Below are 15,840 nucleotides of genomic sequence, written 5' to 3'. Positions count from 1 at the left end.
ATAGGGTAAAATCCCTCTTAAGAAGAGCAACAGTTTTCTTTGTCATCCTGAGCCCGCGAAGGATCTGATAGCTAGCAAATAATTTGCTTTATCAGTCACCAATTTTACAGATAGCTAAATTTTCATTATTTAGGATAGCTCAGATATTTCGCAAGCTCAATATGACAAAAGAAGATTCTTTAAATTGACAACTTTCACCTAGAGGGAGATCTTTGATTTACTTGTTAAATTTGAGATTGCTTTAAATCAATACACACTTTAAACTACCTTGGAAAACTTTACTTCTTTGACTGACGTCGCATGCATCCTTGCATCAAGAGCCATACAAATATTTCTCATGAAAGGCTTTCCTTTTTCAGTTACCTCCAGAGAATACAATCCAAACTTTATAAGCTCATCCTGTTCTAATTCTTTCATCCTTCCGATTCCATCATACAAGCCAATGGATTGTTCCCCAGGACTCGACCAGCTTGTATAAAACTTGCACATAATATTGAGTATATGTTGTCTTATGATCATATCCTGATTGCTCAGAATATGTCCTTTAAACACTGGTATTTTACCTTCATTTACTTTCTCAATATATTCTTCCACAACTTTGACATTTTGAGCATATGCCCCCCATAGATCGCTGATAGCAGAAACACCAAGCCCTATCAATCTTGAAGTATATTGACTAGTATAACCCATAAAGTTTCTGTGCAAAGTCTTATTAACAGAAGCCTTATACAAAGAGTCTGACTTTAGAGCAAAGTGATCCATTCCAATTTCTATGTAACCAGCTTGCTCCAAAAGATCTCTTCCTCTTTCATATAAATTTCTTTTTGTTTCATCTGAAGGAAGATCAGCTTCTGAAAACTTTCTCTGTCCTGGCTTTATCCAGGGTACATGTGCATAGCTGTAAAATGCAATACGGTCCGGCATCAATTGCCTTACTTTATGCACTGTGTCTTCTATTCCGGAAATGGTTTGAAATGGTAAACCATATATAATATCATATCCTATAGAAGTATACCCTATTCTCCTTGCCATTTCTGTCACACTTTTAACGCTGACATAGGTCTGAATACGGTGAATGGCATGTTGCACAACAGGATCAAAATCCTGTATACCGAAACTTACTCTTCTAAAACCTAAATCAAAGAGTGTTTGCAGATGTTGCTCCGTTGTATTATTGGGATGCCCTTCAAATCCAAACTCTGCTTCTGGTGCGGTTAAGCAGGTATCAAGTATTCCATCAATAAGCTTTTTGAGATTCTCTGGTTTAAAGAATGTTGGTGTACCACCTCCTAAATGAATTTCTTTAATAACCGGAGTTTTCTTCATGAGCTTTAAATACAATGCCCATTCTTTTAATACTGCATTGATGTATGGAATCTCCACATCATGATTGACAGTAATTCTTGTATTGCAACCACAAAATGTGCAAAGGCTTTCACAATATGGTAGATGTATATATAGGCTTACTTCTTCATTATCATTGCAAAAAGATTTGATGATTTCCTCCTGCCATTTCTCTTGATGGAACAAATCGTTGTCCCAGTATGGCACAGTCGGATAACTGGTATACCTTGGCCCTGGTACATTGTACTTTCTGATAAGATCATTTCTTTCCATGTCCATATTCTTAGTGACAAGTTTGACTGTGACAACAACTGTGTATTGTAACGTTTGAGGAAGCACTGGAATTAAGCCCTCTCATAACAAGCATTACTCCAACTATGCATCCAATTAATGGTACTATCTTAAAAAAGACAGGTTTAATTTTTTCTCTTAAAATGTTTCCTGTTAGCCCTACTGCCAACATCATAGGCATAGTACCCAATCCAAACAACATCATGTAGATTGCACCAGATATTGAATCTCCTGTTGCAATTGCGCTTAACAATGTTATATATACAACACCACAAGGAAGCAGACCATTTAAAACACCTAATATAAATAATGAAGTGAAGCTTGAATTCTGGAAATACTTTTGAAAACCTGCTTTTACTTTTTGATTAATAGAATTTGTTAATTGATTGAACAAGCCTATCTTAATTGGATTGTAGATGAAGAAAATTGTCATAATAATCAGAACTCCTGCACTGACAGACAGTACCTTCTGTAAGCCTACTGCAACAAAACCTTTACCAATAAGCCCAGATACTAATCCAAATGAGGCATAAGTAAGTATCCTTCCTAAGTTGTACAAGAGGTATTTGAACAGTTTATTCCATTTGTTAGTTGTCCTCACTGGCAAAGCAAATGCCAGTGGCCCACACATACCTAAGCAATGCAGACTGCTTACGAGACCGATTATAAATGCTGCGTAAAACATAATACTAACTGATTATGATTGACTTTTCGTAGTAATACTTTTTCCCGCCAGAACTATAATCCACCTGTACTTTGTAATATCCCTTCTGAAATAATTCCTTCCTAAAGACCTCTACACCATTATTGGAATTGATAGGTCTTTTAACATCTTTCTTAGCATCTGAAGGTCTGAAGAATAATACTTCACCGGATATTTTATTCTGTATTAATTCATCTGGGAATTTGATGATCACATTATTGTCTGATACAATACAGCTGAGAGAATCCTTCAATTGCATTTGATTGGTTTGCTTTTCAATCTGATTCTGGAACTGCAATTCTCTTCCGTAATAGTCTTCAGTAACAAGATCAAAGTCCTGCCTGAAGGCACTGATAACCAGAAATGTCATGAAACCTACAAAGCCTAGTGTAAGTATCGTAATTCTATATCCCCAGCTCATATTTTTAATGTTTGTTGAAGTATAAAGTTGTCAGTTGAGAGGTCCGATAAAACTGGTTGTTAAAGTTTCCAGTTCTTTACCATCCGAATAGACTCCAATTTTTATTTTAGTTTTAACCTTTTTAATGTCAGCTTTGTCTAGTACTATAAAAGCAGCTGTCTCAGCTGTTCCCTGAGAAGGTATCACCGGCTCTTTACCAACAAGTTTTATTTCACCGTCATCTGATAATACTTTTATCTTGACTTTAATATCTTTACTTGTCTTATTGATCATCTTTATATTATAGAGATTGCTGACTTTATTATCAGGAAGCTCCTGATAAGAAACGCCCGGAGTACGCAATATACTTGTCTCTACATCTGCCCTCATCAATAATAAGGTGAATATAAATCCAATCAGAACAATCAGAACTCCAGTGTATACTGCAATTCTAGCAGTAATTTTAAATGGTTTCCTTTCTGCAATCCCCGCTTCCGAGTCCATTCTGATAAGACCTTCTGCCAAACCCACGCTGCGCATCATAAAGTTGCACGCATCAATGCAGGCGGTACAGTTAGTGCACTCCATCTGAGTTCCGTTTCTAATATCGATCCCCATTGGGCATACATGCACACATTGATTACAATCTATACAATCTCCTTTGCCAGCATCTTTGCGGGATTCTTTCGCTTTTAACTTCCCTCGTTTCTCTCCTCTCACATAATCGTAGGCAACAATAAGAGAATTCTTATCCAGTAACACTCCCTGTAATCTGCCATAAGGACAAATTGTAGTACAAACCTGTTCTCTTATTCTTGAAAACACCCAATAGAATGCAAATGAAAATACCAGATGAGAAGTAAACATTCCCAGGCGGTTTGAAGGGTTTTCATGCATAAGCTTTAAAACCTTTTCAACACCGAGTATATAGCTCAGAAATATACTGGCGATCAGAAATGAAATGCTGAAGAAAATCAGATGCTTGGATAGTTTTTTAAAAAACTTTACAGAAGTGAGAGGCGCTTTATCCAGAGCAGCTCTTGTTTTGAAGTCCCCTTCTATCCAGTATTCTATTTTCCTGAAAATGGATTCCATGAATATAGTCTGAGGGCATATCCATCCGCAAAATACTCTTCCATATACCATTGTAAATATTCCTATGAAGACAACAAAAGCTATCATAATCAACAGAAATATATGAAAGTCTTGTGGCCAGAATATCTTTCCCAAAATGATGAACTTCCTTTCAACTATATTCAAAAGAAGCAGAGGCTCTCCATCTATTTTAATAAAGGTTCCGGAAATCATCATTACGATAAACAGCAAGGAAAGCAAATAGCGGTAATTCGTCAGCTTTCCTTTGGAGTTTTTTGGATAGAGCCAGATCCTTTTCCCAGATTTGTCAACAGTAGAGATAGAGTCTCTGAAAGACTCATCCTGGTTCACATGTGCTAAATCAGACCTTTCCATTTTGGTAATGATATTTTAATTTACTTTACTCTTTTCCTTCGTACTTATCTCCCTGAGGAGCTTTACCATTTGCAGGATTACTTCCCTGAATGCTTATAATGTAACTTGCTACTTCCTGAATTGCAGAGGGACTTAACTGAGCTTTCCAGGAAATCATTCCCTTCTGCGGCACGCCGTATTTAATAGTTTTAAATACATTCTTTACTCCACCCCCATGCAGCCAGTATGGGTCTGTCAGATTAGGTCCTACTCCGCCTTCACCTGAAGCGCCGTGACAAGCAGCACAGTTTTGAACGAACAAGCCTTTACCTTTTTCAATACCTTTTATATCCGCCAGCTTAACATTTGTTTCATCAATGCTGTTAGCTGCCAGCTTCATATAGGCTTCTTTCTCCTTCTCAGCCACAGCAAGTTCCTCCGTATATTCTTCTATCTGTAACTGACCATTTTCATTAAAATGGTAGTAGTAGATATAGACAAAGGAGAATACAATTGTTGCATAAAACATGTATTTCCACCATGGAGGAAGGTTATTGTCAAGCTCCCTGATATCATCGTAAACATGGTCGGTTAGGATACTTTCTTCCTGATCTAATGGAACAGTATCTGTAAGCTTCTTTAAAAAACCTGACATTACCGGTTCCGCAGATGCCTTAGGCTTAGCATGATCCAGAAATACTTTTAATGTAAAAAGTATATATAGCAGAACAAGAGTTATCAATACAAGTATCACAAGTATTATGATACTGAACATATCCGCTGACTGAGGAGCTGATCCTACAGCATCAGCTTTTGAAATAAACGGACTTAAAACAAAAAGCAGGGCAAGTATGGATTTCATATTGATAAAATCTTTAAATATTCTCTTCATTGTTTTCACCTTTTGCTAAGATTGAATCTTCCAGGGGCATCTGTTCCATTTTAGACATAAACTTCTTGTCCGATCTGAAAACGAGCATCAATACTCCAAGAAAGAACAGAAAAAATATGACAAACGAAATGATAGGATATATCTCTATATCTGTGATGGATGCCATATGATATTTTACAAATTTTAACATATCGAGAATCAGTTATCCTGAGCTAATGGTTTTGCTTTAATATCAGTACCTAATCTTTGTAAATAAGCTATAAGCGCTATAATTTCTTTCTCACTCTTGGTTTTAACACCTGACTCCTTGAGCCTTGCTGAGATTTCATTTGCCTGTTTTATAAGGTCATTATTAGCCTGAGCTTCATAACCAGTTGGATATGGCACTCCTAGTTGCCTCATTGCAGTTATTTTTCCTGCAGTAGAATTAGTGTCTATTTCGTTTTCAAACAACCATGGATAAGGAGGCATGATAGAACCTGGTGACATACTTTCGGGATCAAGCATGTGATTATAATGCCATGAATCAGGATATTTGCCTCCTACTCTGTGAATGTCCGGTCCGGTTCTCTTTGAGCCCCAAAGGTGTGGGTGATCGTAAATAAACTCACCGGCTTTGGAGTATTCTCCATATCTTTCAGTCTCTGATCTGAATGGCCGTACCATTTGAGAGTGACAATTATTACATCCTTCTTTGATGTAGAGATCTCTTCCATGAAGTTCCAGTGCTGTATAAGGTTTTACACTTGCAATAGTCGGAATATTTGATTTTACCAGGAATGTCGGTATCATCTCCACAATTCCGCCTATCAGAATTACTACAAGACTAAGTACCATCATCTGAACAGGTCTTCGTTCAATCAATCTGTGCCAGTGCTCATTTTCCTCACTTACTTCTTTATGAATAGCAGGAGCTTCAGCCTCCTCGTTAGCGACAAATGAACCTTGTTTGGCTGTCATAAATAAATTATAACACATCACAACTGTTCCTACTATGAACATCGCTCCACCAAGTGCTCTCAGCATGTACATTGTTTTTATCTGAGTTACAGTTTCAAGGAAGTTAGGATATGCTAAAAGTCCTTCTGCTGTAAATTCTTTCCACATCAAACTTTGGGTAAAACCAGCCCAATACATTGGAAGTGCATAGAAAATGATTCCTAATGACCCGATCCAGAAATGGAAATTGGCAAGTCTTTTAGAAAATAGTTCTACTCTGAATAATTTCGGGAACAACCAATATAACATTCCGAATGTCAGAAATCCGTTCCAACCCAAGCCCCCAACGTGTACGTGTGCTACTGTCCAGTCTGTAAAGTGACTTATAGCGTTTACATTTTTAAGAGAAAGCATCGGACCTTCAAAAGTAGCCATACCATAACATGTTAATGCTACCACCATGAATTTCAACACTACATCTTCACGTACCTTATCCCAAGCACCTCTCAAAGTAAGTAGTCCATTCAGCATACCACCCCACGAAGGGGCTATCAACATTACTGAAAATACAACACCAAGTGATTGTGCCCAATCAGGCAGAGCGGTATATAACAAGTGGTGAGGACCTGCCCAGATATACAAGAAAATCAATGCCCAGAAGTGTATGATTGAAAGTCTATAAGAATATACTGGTCTGTTTGCTGCTTTCGGAACAAAGTAATACATAAGTCCCAAATATGGAGTAGTCAGAAAGAAAGCAACAGCATTATGTCCGTACCACCATTGAACCAGAGCATCCTGAACTCCTGCATACCAGGAATAACTTTTCATAAAAGTTACAGGAAGCTCAAATGAATTCACAATGTGCAATACTGAGACTGTAACGAAGGTTCCAATGTAAAACCAGATAGCTACATATAAGTGTTTCTCTCTTCTTTTAAGGATAGTAGCAAACATATTCCATCCGAAAACAACCCAGATAAGAGTGATTGCAATATCTATCGGCCATTCCAGTTCAGCATACTCTTTGCTGGTTGTATAACCAAGTGGCAATGTAAGTACTGCAGAAAGGATGATCAGCTGCCATCCCCAGAAGTTGATTTGGCTTAGCAAATCGCTAAACATTCTTGTTTTACAGAGTCTTTGTAAGGAGTAATATACACCTGTAAAAATTCCATTTCCCACAAATGCGAAGATTACGGCATTGGTGTGTAATGGCCGGATCCTTCCGAATGTAGTAAACTCAAGTCCGAAGTTCAAAGCTGGAAAAGCGAGTTGAAGTGCTGCCGTAAGTCCGACGAGCATTCCTATGACTCCCCAGATCATTGTTGCAAAGGCAAAATTCCGGACGATTGCATTGTCGTATGAAAACCGTTCTAAGTGCATATTACTTGTTACTTTTATGTTTTATTTCTGTTTTTTTTGAGTCAAATAACATCCTTACAGATGGAGAATAGTCGTCTTCGTATTGTCCGTCTCTGATAGCCCATATAAAGGCTCCCAGAAACGATCCTGCTACCAGCAGGCTGAAAATCACAAGTATGATCAGTACACTCATTGCTTATTGTTTAATACAAATTAATGCGTAAAGTAGTCAGGGAAGAATGAGGTAAAACAACCCGAAAAATGATATTTGTCACTTTTATCTGAGTCCATATTTTTTTGCCCAAAGGCCGCTCATAATAGTTACGAATAACACCACTGATACAGAGCTAATTGGCATTAATAAAGCTGCTACAAGTGGTTTTAATAAGCCCTGAACTGCGAAATACAATCCTATTGCATTGTAGGAAAGAGAAATGGCAAGACTACCATAAACTGATTTTACGCAGGCTTTTGCATATTTCAGAAAGACCGGCAGACGAGAGAATGCTGAAGCATCCAATATCGCATCACAGGCAGGAGAAAAATTCCCGCAGTTCTCTGTAATGCTGATACCACAATTGCTTTGTTGCAGAGCACCTGCATCATTCAGACCATCTCCTATCATCATTACTTTCTCATTTTTACCCAGCTTTTTTATATAATCAAGCTTACTCTGTGGAGTCTGATTAAAGTGTAGATTAGACAATGAAAAGTAATTACTCAAATAGCTCCTCTCAGAATCATTATCTCCACTGAGAAGGTGAAGCGTATATTTCTTTTTTAATATACCTGATATCTGTTCAAAGCTTTTTCGATAGCTGTTTCTGAATACAAAATAACCTTTGACCTGATTATTGATCTTTACATATACCTTAGAACCGGAGACCATTTCGGTATCTTTATTGACCTGAACACCTACAATGTCGGCTGTTCCAGCAATGACTTCAATGTTGTTAAACATACCCCTTATTCCTTGAGAAGGTATTTCGACGAAGGAATCAGGTTTTATAGAGGTATCCACTTTAAGATAATTATATATACTTCTGGAAAGCGGATGGGTTGAATTTTTAACAAGGGCCTTTATCATTCCTGATTCTGTATTGGTAAGTGCTCCTGCAAATGAAACCTCAGGATTTTCAGTAGTGGTAATCGTTCCTGTTTTATCAAAAACAATTGAATCGTTATGAGCAAGCTTTTCAATGGTTTCAGTATTTTTTAAAAACAGACCATTTCTTCCCAATATGTTCATTGCTTTTCCAAAACCAAAGGGGATGGCCAGTGCAAAAATGCAAGGACAAAAAATAATAAGGACAGATACTGCGGCATGCAACGCAATACCAGGATCCTTCCCTACCCAATAGACATAAGAACCTAAACTGATAAACAAAACAGCGACGGTAAAATATTTTCCAATTCTGTTGGTAAATTCAACAAGGCCATTAAGTTTATCAGTTGCATTGTCTTTGTTCCATAACTGAGTAAGGTAACTTTCTGAAACTACCTTACTGGTAATAATTTTAACAGCTGGGCCATCCTGTCTTCCACCTGCAAACACCTTTTGTCCAGTTTCTTTTGTAGTCAAATTAGATTCGCCTGTGACAAAGCTATAATCAATGACTCCAGTTCCTTCTAAAATGTAACCGTCAGCAGGTATTATTTCTTTATTACGAATCAAAATGGTATCACCTGCCTTTAGTTTGTCCAATGTTACATAGCGTTCAGAGCCATTTTCAATTTTAGTAACAGCCAATGGGAAATAAGACTTATAATCTCTTTCAAATGAAAGAGCCTCATAAGTTTTCTTCTGATACCATTTTCCTATCAGAAGAAAGAATACTAATCCTGACAAAGAATCCAGATAACCAGGTCCTTTGCCTGTATAAATTTCATAGATGCTTTGTGAAAAGGCGGCAATGATTCCCAACGCAATTGGTAGATCAATATTGACTGTTCTTGTTTTGATTGCATTCCAGGAACTGACAAAATAATCTGATGCACAATAGATGAATACAGGAAGAGAAAGGAACAGACTTAAGAATATAAACAATCCTTTGATATCACCTGAAAATTTATCAGAAACTGATAAATACTCAGGAAGGCTTAGCATCATGATATTTCCAAAGCAAAAGCCTGCAATACCTATCTTATATAAAAGAGCTTTGTCTACAGTTTTCCTGTTGATTTCTTTTCCGTTAAAATTTATAACCGGAGCATATCCCAGCGAAGATAGTAGTTCAGCAAGTTGTCTTAATGTTATCTTTTTATTAAACTGAATATTGATTTCTTTTTTCCTAAAGTGGACATTGGATGTTATGATACCGGGATGAATCTTTTGCATATTTTCCAGTAGCCATATGCAAGAGCTGCAATGGATGGACGGAACATAAAACGTAACGCCGAATGTATTTCCTTCCTGAAAATCCAATACCTTTGTAAGGATGGTTTCTTCATCAAGAAAAGCATATTTTGATTTACCAGCATCTTCAATTTTATTTCCGGGATTACTAGTATCCAGAAAATAATAATCGCAAAGAAGATTGGAGTCCAGGATTTCGTAAACGCTTTTGCAGCCATTGCAGCAGAAGATTTTGGAGTCGATCTTAATATTAGAACTTTCACATTCATTTCCACAATGATAACATTTAACTTCATGTTGCTCTACGATGCTTTCCATAGTCCCTCCTTTTGAATCATTTTCATGCTATTGTTAAAAAGTATAATTCCGGCTGAAATCAAACTTATTAACTTAATCATCTCCGCAACCACATAAATCATGTGAGGTGATTTCTCTGAAGGTATACCACCATCTATAATAATCTGTGCTCGTTCATCAAGCGCCGGTAGCAGCCAGATGGTTTGAAAGAGAAGGATTATACATAGCAACCCAAAGAGATATCTGAATTTAACCGGAGGTCTTGTAATGAAACTGAATACAATAAGAAGAAATGAAAATAGCAGCTCGATTTTGTTAAGTGTACCAAAAACCAATCTTCCGATACCCAAGCCAATTCCAAGAGTAACATTAGGAGCCTGAAATTTAAGAGGAGCTTCCAGAAATGAAATGCCCAGAATCATGCCGGCCCATAAAAATATAAGTAAGAGCATAATTCCCCTATATCCTTGTTTTTTCATACATTTTATTTTGAACAAAGGAACTCGATTTTAAAAAGGGGATAAATGACAAATATCAGTTTTTCAGATAATATATGTCATCACTGGCTGTTGCACAATAACTTATATTTGAAACATAAATTATTACAACAATGGAAGAATACTTCTATGAAATAGATCTGTCCTGGAAATCAGAAAAAGCTGGATTCCTTACCTCACATGGAGTTGATGAGATAAAGGTTTTCTCTCCATTAGAAACACCTAGTGAGAAAAAGAACCAGTGGACTCCAGAACAGTTGCTGGGAGCATCTGTCTCTTCTTGTTTTATGACAACCTTTCTGGAAATAGCGGAGAAAAATAACCTTGAAGTAATATCATATCAAAGCCAGTGTTTTGTTAAGCTTGAAAAAAAAGCAGAAAAGTTTACAACTGAAGAAATTCTGATCAGACCAATAGTTAAGCTAAAAAATAACAGTTCTTTCCTGCTAGCTCAGAGATGCCTGGATGAAGCAGAAACTGCCTGCCCTTCAAGAAGAGCTTTAAAAATCAATATAGAGATTCACCCTATTTTTGAATACTTAAATAAGGCGGGAAAGAAAACCGGAACCTGATTGGTCAGACTCTGTCCTCATATCCCCATTCCCGCTCATTTAAAGCCTTACCGGAATGTTTGCCATATTTCAGTACGGAATATACCATCCACAAAATAAGAAACGGAGATAATGAGAAAAGCGAAAGCATGATCTCTAATTCAATATCCATCCTGGATAGAACGGTAAATACAAAGAGATAAAGGGTAACAAAGATGACAGATAGCTTATAATTTTTCATACTTGAAAAACCTCTGAACCAATCAAATGTTACAGATCATTTTGGATTCAAATTCAGTAATATTGAGCTAATAAAGAAAGGATCATATAAAGAGGATTACTAAAACTTTATCGCAACAGAAGATAATAGCAATACACTTTTATCAGACTGATTATCTTTAGTAAGAAAAACTTTGTCTTTCGATTCAAAAATCTTCCCTTCTATTCTCCATAATAAATACTCCGCTAACTTGAAATTAAGGCCAAAAGAACCGGCAATTGTCTGAAAGCCATTCGGTGTTCCGGTATAAATTATGACACCGTTTTTATCACTATAATATTCGCATCTGGCCACTGCGCTAATTTTTTCAGTAATTGAATAATTCAAAATTAAAGTTGGATTGAACCATATGTAACTGCCTGCAACTTTCCTTTTCTTTTGAAAACCAATATCAAAAGAACATAACAAATTAAATTTTGCCAGGTTGGCTTGACAATATAAATTATTAAAGAACCTTCGTGTCGATAAAGAATCTGTGTTTATCACTCCAATAGTTTGCTCGTATGCTCCGGATTCCTTCCCATAAAAAGTGCTGTAATTCAATAGTAAATTCTCTATAGGTTTGAATTGAACCTGTGTTCCTAAGGCCTTATTTTTATTATGATCAGTTATGTTTTGCCATCCGTTTAAAATAAGACCATTAATTTTTAGTTTATTATTAATATCATATGATGCTCTGACACCAGTCTCATAGTAAGGTGTATTATCTGCCATCATGGACCTTGATAAAGTAAGATCTTCAGAGGATATGGCGCTTTCTGATCCTATGTGAGAAGTAAAAATACCGGCGTCAATCCATAAGTTCTTTATTGGTTGATACCCACCATAAGCTTCATATATATACCTAAGCATTACAGGTTCATTTGCGTAATTATATTGTACATAAGTACCGGCTTGAAGCGCCAGAACTCCGCGAACCTTATCATTTAGATAATCAACACCTGCAATTCCATTATTTAGGTTAAATTCATTATGTCTGTTGTGAGAATATAGAAAGCTATTGCCTGTCACCAGCTCACCAACTACACGTGAAGGAGGTATATTAAAGTTATAACCATAATAAATATCTACAAAACCCCAGAATGAAAATTCTGATGTATCTTTTACAACTGTGCTATCCCTCACCTGACTAAGACATATAAAAGAATTGTTCATCATAAAAATGAACACAAACGCACAAATCAACCTTTCCATTATGGAACAAAGTAAAGTATTTTAGAATTGTTTTTTTAAATCACACCGAAAAGAAACCGAAAAGCAAACTGGCAGTTTAATGCTGGGCATTGAAAGTTACTCTCACAAATCGCTGATTATCAATAAAAAAATATTGTCAAAAATCTTCTTGGGTAACCATCAGATAATAAATTTAGAAAATAAGGTTTTTTTTGCTTTTTTGCGGCTTCGGGAAGTTTACTTACCTGACAATTCATTTACAATGTTTGATTTATTATTTGAAAATATAGAACGGAAAATTGAGATTACAGAAGAAGATAAAGCTTTTTGTAAGACGCTCTTTATTCCTAAAAAACTCAGAAAAAAGCAATATTTGCTGCAGGCCGGAGATATCTCTGAATATGTTGCTTTTGTTACTAAAGGATTATTAAGGTCCTATTCCGTTGATGATAAGGGAGAAGAACATATAATACAATTTGCTCCTGAAGATTGGTGGATTACCGACATGAACAGCTTTCTTACCTGTGAGGAGGCTATATACAATATAGATGCACTGGAGGATACCGAAATACTTTTATTGGATAAGCAATCTCAGGATAAGCTGTTTGAGCATATACCAAAGTTCGAACGTTATTTCCGGTTGTTGATTCAGGGAAGTTTTGTTGCTATGCACAAGAGATTGCTCTCTACCATTACCAATACTGCCGAAGAAAAGTATATGCGCATGCTAAAAACATACCCGGATCTCGTGCAGCGGGTGCCTCAACATATGATTGCATCTTTTCTGGGAATTAAGCCTGAAACAATCAGCAGAATAAGAAAAAAGCAAGCTTCAAGTTCCTGAAATTTTATGACTTGCATCAATGCTTTTTCTTGATGCAGGTCAATGTCCCGAACCACCGACATGCCCTATCTTTGTGTTATAAATTTAAATGATTTAAACACAAGCACAGATGAAAAAGACCATTGCAGTTATCGGAGCCGGAGGAGCAATGGGCTCGGCACTTTCACAAAGCCTTGCAGCAAGCGGCCATCATATTCTGTTAATGGATAAGGATTCTGAAAAATGTCATAAGACTTACGATGCTATTTTTTCAGAATTGCCAAATGCTAATATTGAAATATTGAATTGTATTCATGAAGGTTCATGGGAAGCTGATGTAATTATTCCTGCGGTGGCTTATGAAGTACAGGAAGAAGTTGCGGATTATATTAAAGATGTAGTAACCGGAAAAATTGTTATTAGCATTATCAATCCGCTGAATGAGGATAAAAGTAAATTACTAACCTCTCCATTCTCAAGCGCTGCTGAAGAGTTACAGAAATACCTTCCTTATTCAAAAGTTGTAAAGGCATTTAATACAATCTTTCCTTCAGATTTCAAAAATCAAATGAATGCAGATTGTTTTTTAGCTGGAGACGATGAAATTGCTGTTGCTACAGTTTCCGCTCTGATAAAAGAATCTGGAATGGTACCGCAACTGGCTGGCAACCTGAGTACAAGCAGGACACTTGAGAGTATGATGCTAATTCTTATACAATTGTGTAGAAGAAATAATACTCCGGAATCAGGGTGCTTTAAAATTCATTTTTCGAAAAGCTGATGGTATAATAACAAAAATTGATCTGAATCAACGAATTTTCTTAATCCAGATCAATGGAAATAAGGAGTCAATTAATATAACTTTGTGTTAATAAATCATTGAAAAATAAAGTAATTATTAAACCTAAATAAACCTAAAACCTAAATTCAAAACTATGAAACGTAATGGTCTTTTTGTTGCAGTAATTTTCGCCTTTTTAGCAATGGCTTTCACTGCAGGAACAACAGAATACAAAGTAGATGCAAAACAAAGCAAAGTAGTATGGCTTGGCAAAAAAGTAACTGGTGAGCACACAGGTGGAATCAACATTGCTGATGGAAAACTTATCTCTGACGGTAAAACTTTCACAGGTGGTTCTTTCACTATCGATATGAACTCTATGACTTGTACTGACCTTGCAGATGCTGGTTACAATGAGAAATTTGTAGGACACTTAAAATCTGATGATTTCTTCTCTACTGCAAAATTCCCTAAATCAACTTTTGTAATTACTAAAGTTACATCTACTGGTAAAGATCAGTACAACGTTAAAGGAAACCTAACTATCAAAGGTATCACTAAAGAGCTTGAATTCCCTGCTACTATCCAGACTGTAGGAAATCAAATCAAAGCTAAAGCTAAAATTGTTGTGAACAGAACTCTATATGATATCAAATATGGCTCAGGTAGCTTCTTCGATAACCTTGGAGACAAAGCAATCAACGACGACTTCGAATTGAATGTCGACCTGGTAGCTGCAAAATAAGCAGAAACAAAAAGAGGGCTGACAAATAAATCAGCCCTCTTTTTTTTCCTTACATAATTCCATCTATTATGAACAGGACAGATTTCTTAAAAATACTAGCATTAATGCCTTTCGCGGGAGGAGCTATGAATCTTAAAGAACTCAATAAACTCACTTCGGAATTTGAATCCACGGAAACCATGCCCGTTTTATTTCTTGGCCATGGAAGTCCTATGAATGCCTTGCAACAAAATGAATTTTCCAAGGGATGGCAGGATGCCGGAAAAAGCCTTCCTACACCTAAAGCAATTCTTTGTATATCTGCACACTGGGAAACAAAGGGTACTTTTGTTACCGCAATGGCAAAACCTAAAACCATTCATGATTTCGGTGGTTTTCCAAAAGAATTACATGAGTTTCAATATCCCGCTCCGGGAAGTCCTGAACTGGCTGATGATGTAAAAGGAATTGTAAAGAAAACATCTGTTCAGTCAGATCACAACTGGGGGTTGGATCATGGAAGCTGGAGTGTTATTACGCATTTGTATCCGGGAGCAAATATACCTGTCATTCAAATGAGCATGGATTACACTAAGGATCCCTTATGGCACTATGAATTGGCAAAGGATCTTTCTGTATTAAGGCAAAAAGGAATTCTTATCATGGGAAGCGGCAATATTGTGCATAACCTTCATCGAGCTGACTGGAACACTCAGGGAGGTTTCGACTGGGCAATTGAAGCGAATGAAAAGGTCAAAAAACTGATACTGGAAAACAATCACAATTCCCTGATTAATTATCATTTACTAGGGAAAGAAGTACAACTGGCAGTACCTAGTCCTGAACATTATATGCCATTGCTTTATGTACTTGGCTTAAAACAGGACAAAGAAACGCCTATGCTGTTTAATGATAAGACAGAATTAGGGTCTATATCAATGACATCAGTTAAACTTACTAATTAAAAACTTTTTA

The 15,840-nt window shown here is 36.6% G+C and carries 17 protein-coding genes; 5 read left to right on the top strand and 12 right to left on the bottom strand.

Features of this window, described 5'->3' with window-relative positions; all coding sequences use genetic code 11:
* Positions 1–258 precede the first annotated feature (258 nt).
* The 10 genes from hemN to J7604_RS24490 form a co-directional block, all read right to left on the bottom strand.
* The gene (gene hemN / locus J7604_RS24535; RefSeq protein WP_293902348.1) at positions 259–1,623 is read right to left on the bottom strand and encodes an oxygen-independent coproporphyrinogen III oxidase; all 1,365 of its coding nucleotides are present in this window, start codon (positions 1,621–1,623) and stop codon (positions 259–261) included.
* 4 nt (positions 1,624–1,627) lie between these two features.
* Positions 1,628–2,320, bottom strand: coding sequence for a sulfite exporter TauE/SafE family protein (locus J7604_RS24530; protein WP_293902345.1), 693 nt, complete (start codon positions 2,318–2,320; stop codon positions 1,628–1,630).
* Between the two features lie 4 nt (positions 2,321–2,324).
* A complete protein-coding gene (locus J7604_RS24525) occupies positions 2,325–2,759 on the bottom strand; it encodes a FixH family protein (protein ID WP_293902342.1) in 435 nt (144 codons plus the stop codon).
* Positions 2,760–2,789: 30 nt separating this feature from the next.
* A complete protein-coding gene (gene ccoG, locus J7604_RS24520) occupies positions 2,790–4,208 on the bottom strand; it encodes a cytochrome c oxidase accessory protein CcoG (protein ID WP_293902339.1) in 1,419 nt (472 codons plus the stop codon).
* 25 nt (positions 4,209–4,233) lie between these two features.
* Positions 4,234–5,079, bottom strand: a complete 846-nt coding sequence (locus tag J7604_RS24515; protein WP_293902336.1) for a cbb3-type cytochrome c oxidase N-terminal domain-containing protein — start codon at positions 5,077–5,079, stop codon at positions 4,234–4,236.
* Entirely contained in the window at positions 5,063–5,269 is a 207-nt protein-coding gene (locus J7604_RS24510) for a hypothetical protein (RefSeq protein ID WP_028978268.1), read from the bottom strand. The genes J7604_RS24515 and J7604_RS24510 overlap by 17 nt, the downstream gene beginning before the upstream one ends.
* A gap of 8 nt (positions 5,270–5,277) precedes the next feature.
* Complete coding sequence (gene ccoN, locus J7604_RS24505; protein WP_293902330.1) at positions 5,278–7,404, bottom strand: cytochrome-c oxidase, cbb3-type subunit I; 2,127 nt, start codon at positions 7,402–7,404, stop codon at positions 5,278–5,280.
* Position 7,405: 1 nt separating this feature from the next.
* Complete coding sequence (gene ccoS, locus J7604_RS24500) at positions 7,406–7,576, bottom strand: cbb3-type cytochrome oxidase assembly protein CcoS (protein ID WP_293902327.1); 171 nt, start codon at positions 7,574–7,576, stop codon at positions 7,406–7,408.
* Positions 7,577–7,660: 84 nt separating this feature from the next.
* Positions 7,661–10,057 (bottom strand): heavy metal translocating P-type ATPase metal-binding domain-containing protein, encoded by a 2,397-nt coding sequence (locus tag J7604_RS24495; protein WP_293902324.1) that lies wholly within the window; start codon positions 10,055–10,057, stop codon positions 7,661–7,663.
* Positions 10,042–10,515, bottom strand: coding sequence for a hypothetical protein (locus J7604_RS24490; RefSeq protein ID WP_293902321.1), 474 nt, complete (start codon positions 10,513–10,515; stop codon positions 10,042–10,044). Before J7604_RS24490 ends, J7604_RS24495 begins: the two co-directional genes overlap by 16 nt.
* A 131-nt stretch (positions 10,516–10,646) precedes the next feature.
* Between J7604_RS24490 and J7604_RS24485 the strand changes: the two genes are divergently transcribed.
* A complete protein-coding gene (locus J7604_RS24485) occupies positions 10,647–11,105 on the top strand; it encodes an OsmC family protein (RefSeq protein WP_293902318.1) in 459 nt (152 codons plus the stop codon).
* A 4-nt stretch (positions 11,106–11,109) separates the two neighbouring features.
* Here the strand turns inward: J7604_RS24485 and J7604_RS24480 are convergent, their stop codons facing one another.
* Together J7604_RS24480 and J7604_RS24475 are read right to left on the bottom strand one after the other, a co-directional pair.
* Positions 11,110–11,325: a hypothetical protein gene (locus tag J7604_RS24480; protein ID WP_293902316.1), complete on the bottom strand. Its 216-nt coding sequence runs from the start codon at positions 11,323–11,325 to the stop codon at positions 11,110–11,112.
* Between the two features lie 99 nt (positions 11,326–11,424).
* Positions 11,425–12,522, bottom strand: a complete 1,098-nt coding sequence (locus J7604_RS24475; protein ID WP_293902314.1) for a porin — start codon at positions 12,520–12,522, stop codon at positions 11,425–11,427.
* A 277-nt stretch (positions 12,523–12,799) separates the two neighbouring features.
* Here J7604_RS24475 and J7604_RS24470 point away from each other — a divergent pair, with 277 nt between their 5' ends.
* From J7604_RS24470 to ygiD, 4 genes are all read left to right on the top strand, one after another.
* A complete protein-coding gene (locus J7604_RS24470) occupies positions 12,800–13,381 on the top strand; it encodes a Crp/Fnr family transcriptional regulator (protein WP_293902312.1) in 582 nt (193 codons plus the stop codon).
* Positions 13,382–13,490: 109 nt separating this feature from the next.
* A complete protein-coding gene (locus J7604_RS24465) occupies positions 13,491–14,141 on the top strand; it encodes an NAD(P)-binding domain-containing protein (protein ID WP_293902310.1) in 651 nt (216 codons plus the stop codon).
* 154 nt (positions 14,142–14,295) lie between these two features.
* The gene (locus tag J7604_RS24460; RefSeq protein ID WP_293902308.1) at positions 14,296–14,886 is read left to right on the top strand and encodes a YceI family protein; all 591 of its coding nucleotides are present in this window, start codon (positions 14,296–14,298) and stop codon (positions 14,884–14,886) included.
* A 68-nt stretch (positions 14,887–14,954) separates the two neighbouring features.
* Complete coding sequence (gene ygiD / locus J7604_RS24455) at positions 14,955–15,830, top strand: 4,5-DOPA dioxygenase extradiol (RefSeq protein WP_293902306.1); 876 nt, start codon at positions 14,955–14,957, stop codon at positions 15,828–15,830.
* Positions 15,831–15,840 lie beyond the last annotated feature (10 nt).

This window comes from Sporocytophaga sp. (assembly GCF_017745095.1).
In the GTDB taxonomy this organism is placed as follows: Bacteria; Bacteroidota; Bacteroidia; order Cytophagales; family Cytophagaceae; genus Sporocytophaga.
Note: the sequence above shows the minus strand (reverse complement) of the source record. Positions and strands in the feature narration are given on the sequence as shown.

Coding starts and splice junctions, on each gene's coding strand:
- hemN (WP_293902348.1), bottom strand. CDS start 1,623: ATGGACATGGAAAGAAATGATCTTATCAGAAAGTACAATGTACCAGGG.
- J7604_RS24530 (WP_293902345.1), bottom strand. CDS start 2,320: ATGTTTTACGCAGCATTTATAATCGGTCTCGTAAGCAGTCTGCATTGC.
- J7604_RS24525 (WP_293902342.1), bottom strand. CDS start 2,759: ATGAGCTGGGGATATAGAATTACGATACTTACACTAGGCTTTGTAGGT.
- ccoG (WP_293902339.1), bottom strand. CDS start 4,208: ATGGAAAGGTCTGATTTAGCACATGTGAACCAGGATGAGTCTTTCAGA.
- J7604_RS24515 (WP_293902336.1), bottom strand. CDS start 5,079: ATGAAGAGAATATTTAAAGATTTTATCAATATGAAATCCATACTTGCC.
- J7604_RS24510 (WP_028978268.1), bottom strand. CDS start 5,269: ATGTTAAAATTTGTAAAATATCATATGGCATCCATCACAGATATAGAG.
- ccoN (WP_293902330.1), bottom strand. CDS start 7,404: ATGCACTTAGAACGGTTTTCATACGACAATGCAATCGTCCGGAATTTT.
- ccoS (WP_293902327.1), bottom strand. CDS start 7,576: ATGAGTGTACTGATCATACTTGTGATTTTCAGCCTGCTGGTAGCAGGA.
- J7604_RS24495 (WP_293902324.1), bottom strand. CDS start 10,057: ATGGAAAGCATCGTAGAGCAACATGAAGTTAAATGTTATCATTGTGGA.
- J7604_RS24490 (WP_293902321.1), bottom strand. CDS start 10,515: ATGAAAAAACAAGGATATAGGGGAATTATGCTCTTACTTATATTTTTA.
- J7604_RS24485 (WP_293902318.1), top strand. CDS start 10,647: ATGGAAGAATACTTCTATGAAATAGATCTGTCCTGGAAATCAGAAAAA.
- J7604_RS24480 (WP_293902316.1), bottom strand. CDS start 11,325: ATGAAAAATTATAAGCTATCTGTCATCTTTGTTACCCTTTATCTCTTT.
- J7604_RS24475 (WP_293902314.1), bottom strand. CDS start 12,522: ATGATGAACAATTCTTTTATATGTCTTAGTCAGGTGAGGGATAGCACA.
- J7604_RS24470 (WP_293902312.1), top strand. CDS start 12,800: ATGTTTGATTTATTATTTGAAAATATAGAACGGAAAATTGAGATTACA.
- J7604_RS24465 (WP_293902310.1), top strand. CDS start 13,491: ATGAAAAAGACCATTGCAGTTATCGGAGCCGGAGGAGCAATGGGCTCG.
- J7604_RS24460 (WP_293902308.1), top strand. CDS start 14,296: ATGAAACGTAATGGTCTTTTTGTTGCAGTAATTTTCGCCTTTTTAGCA.
- ygiD (WP_293902306.1), top strand. CDS start 14,955: ATGAACAGGACAGATTTCTTAAAAATACTAGCATTAATGCCTTTCGCG.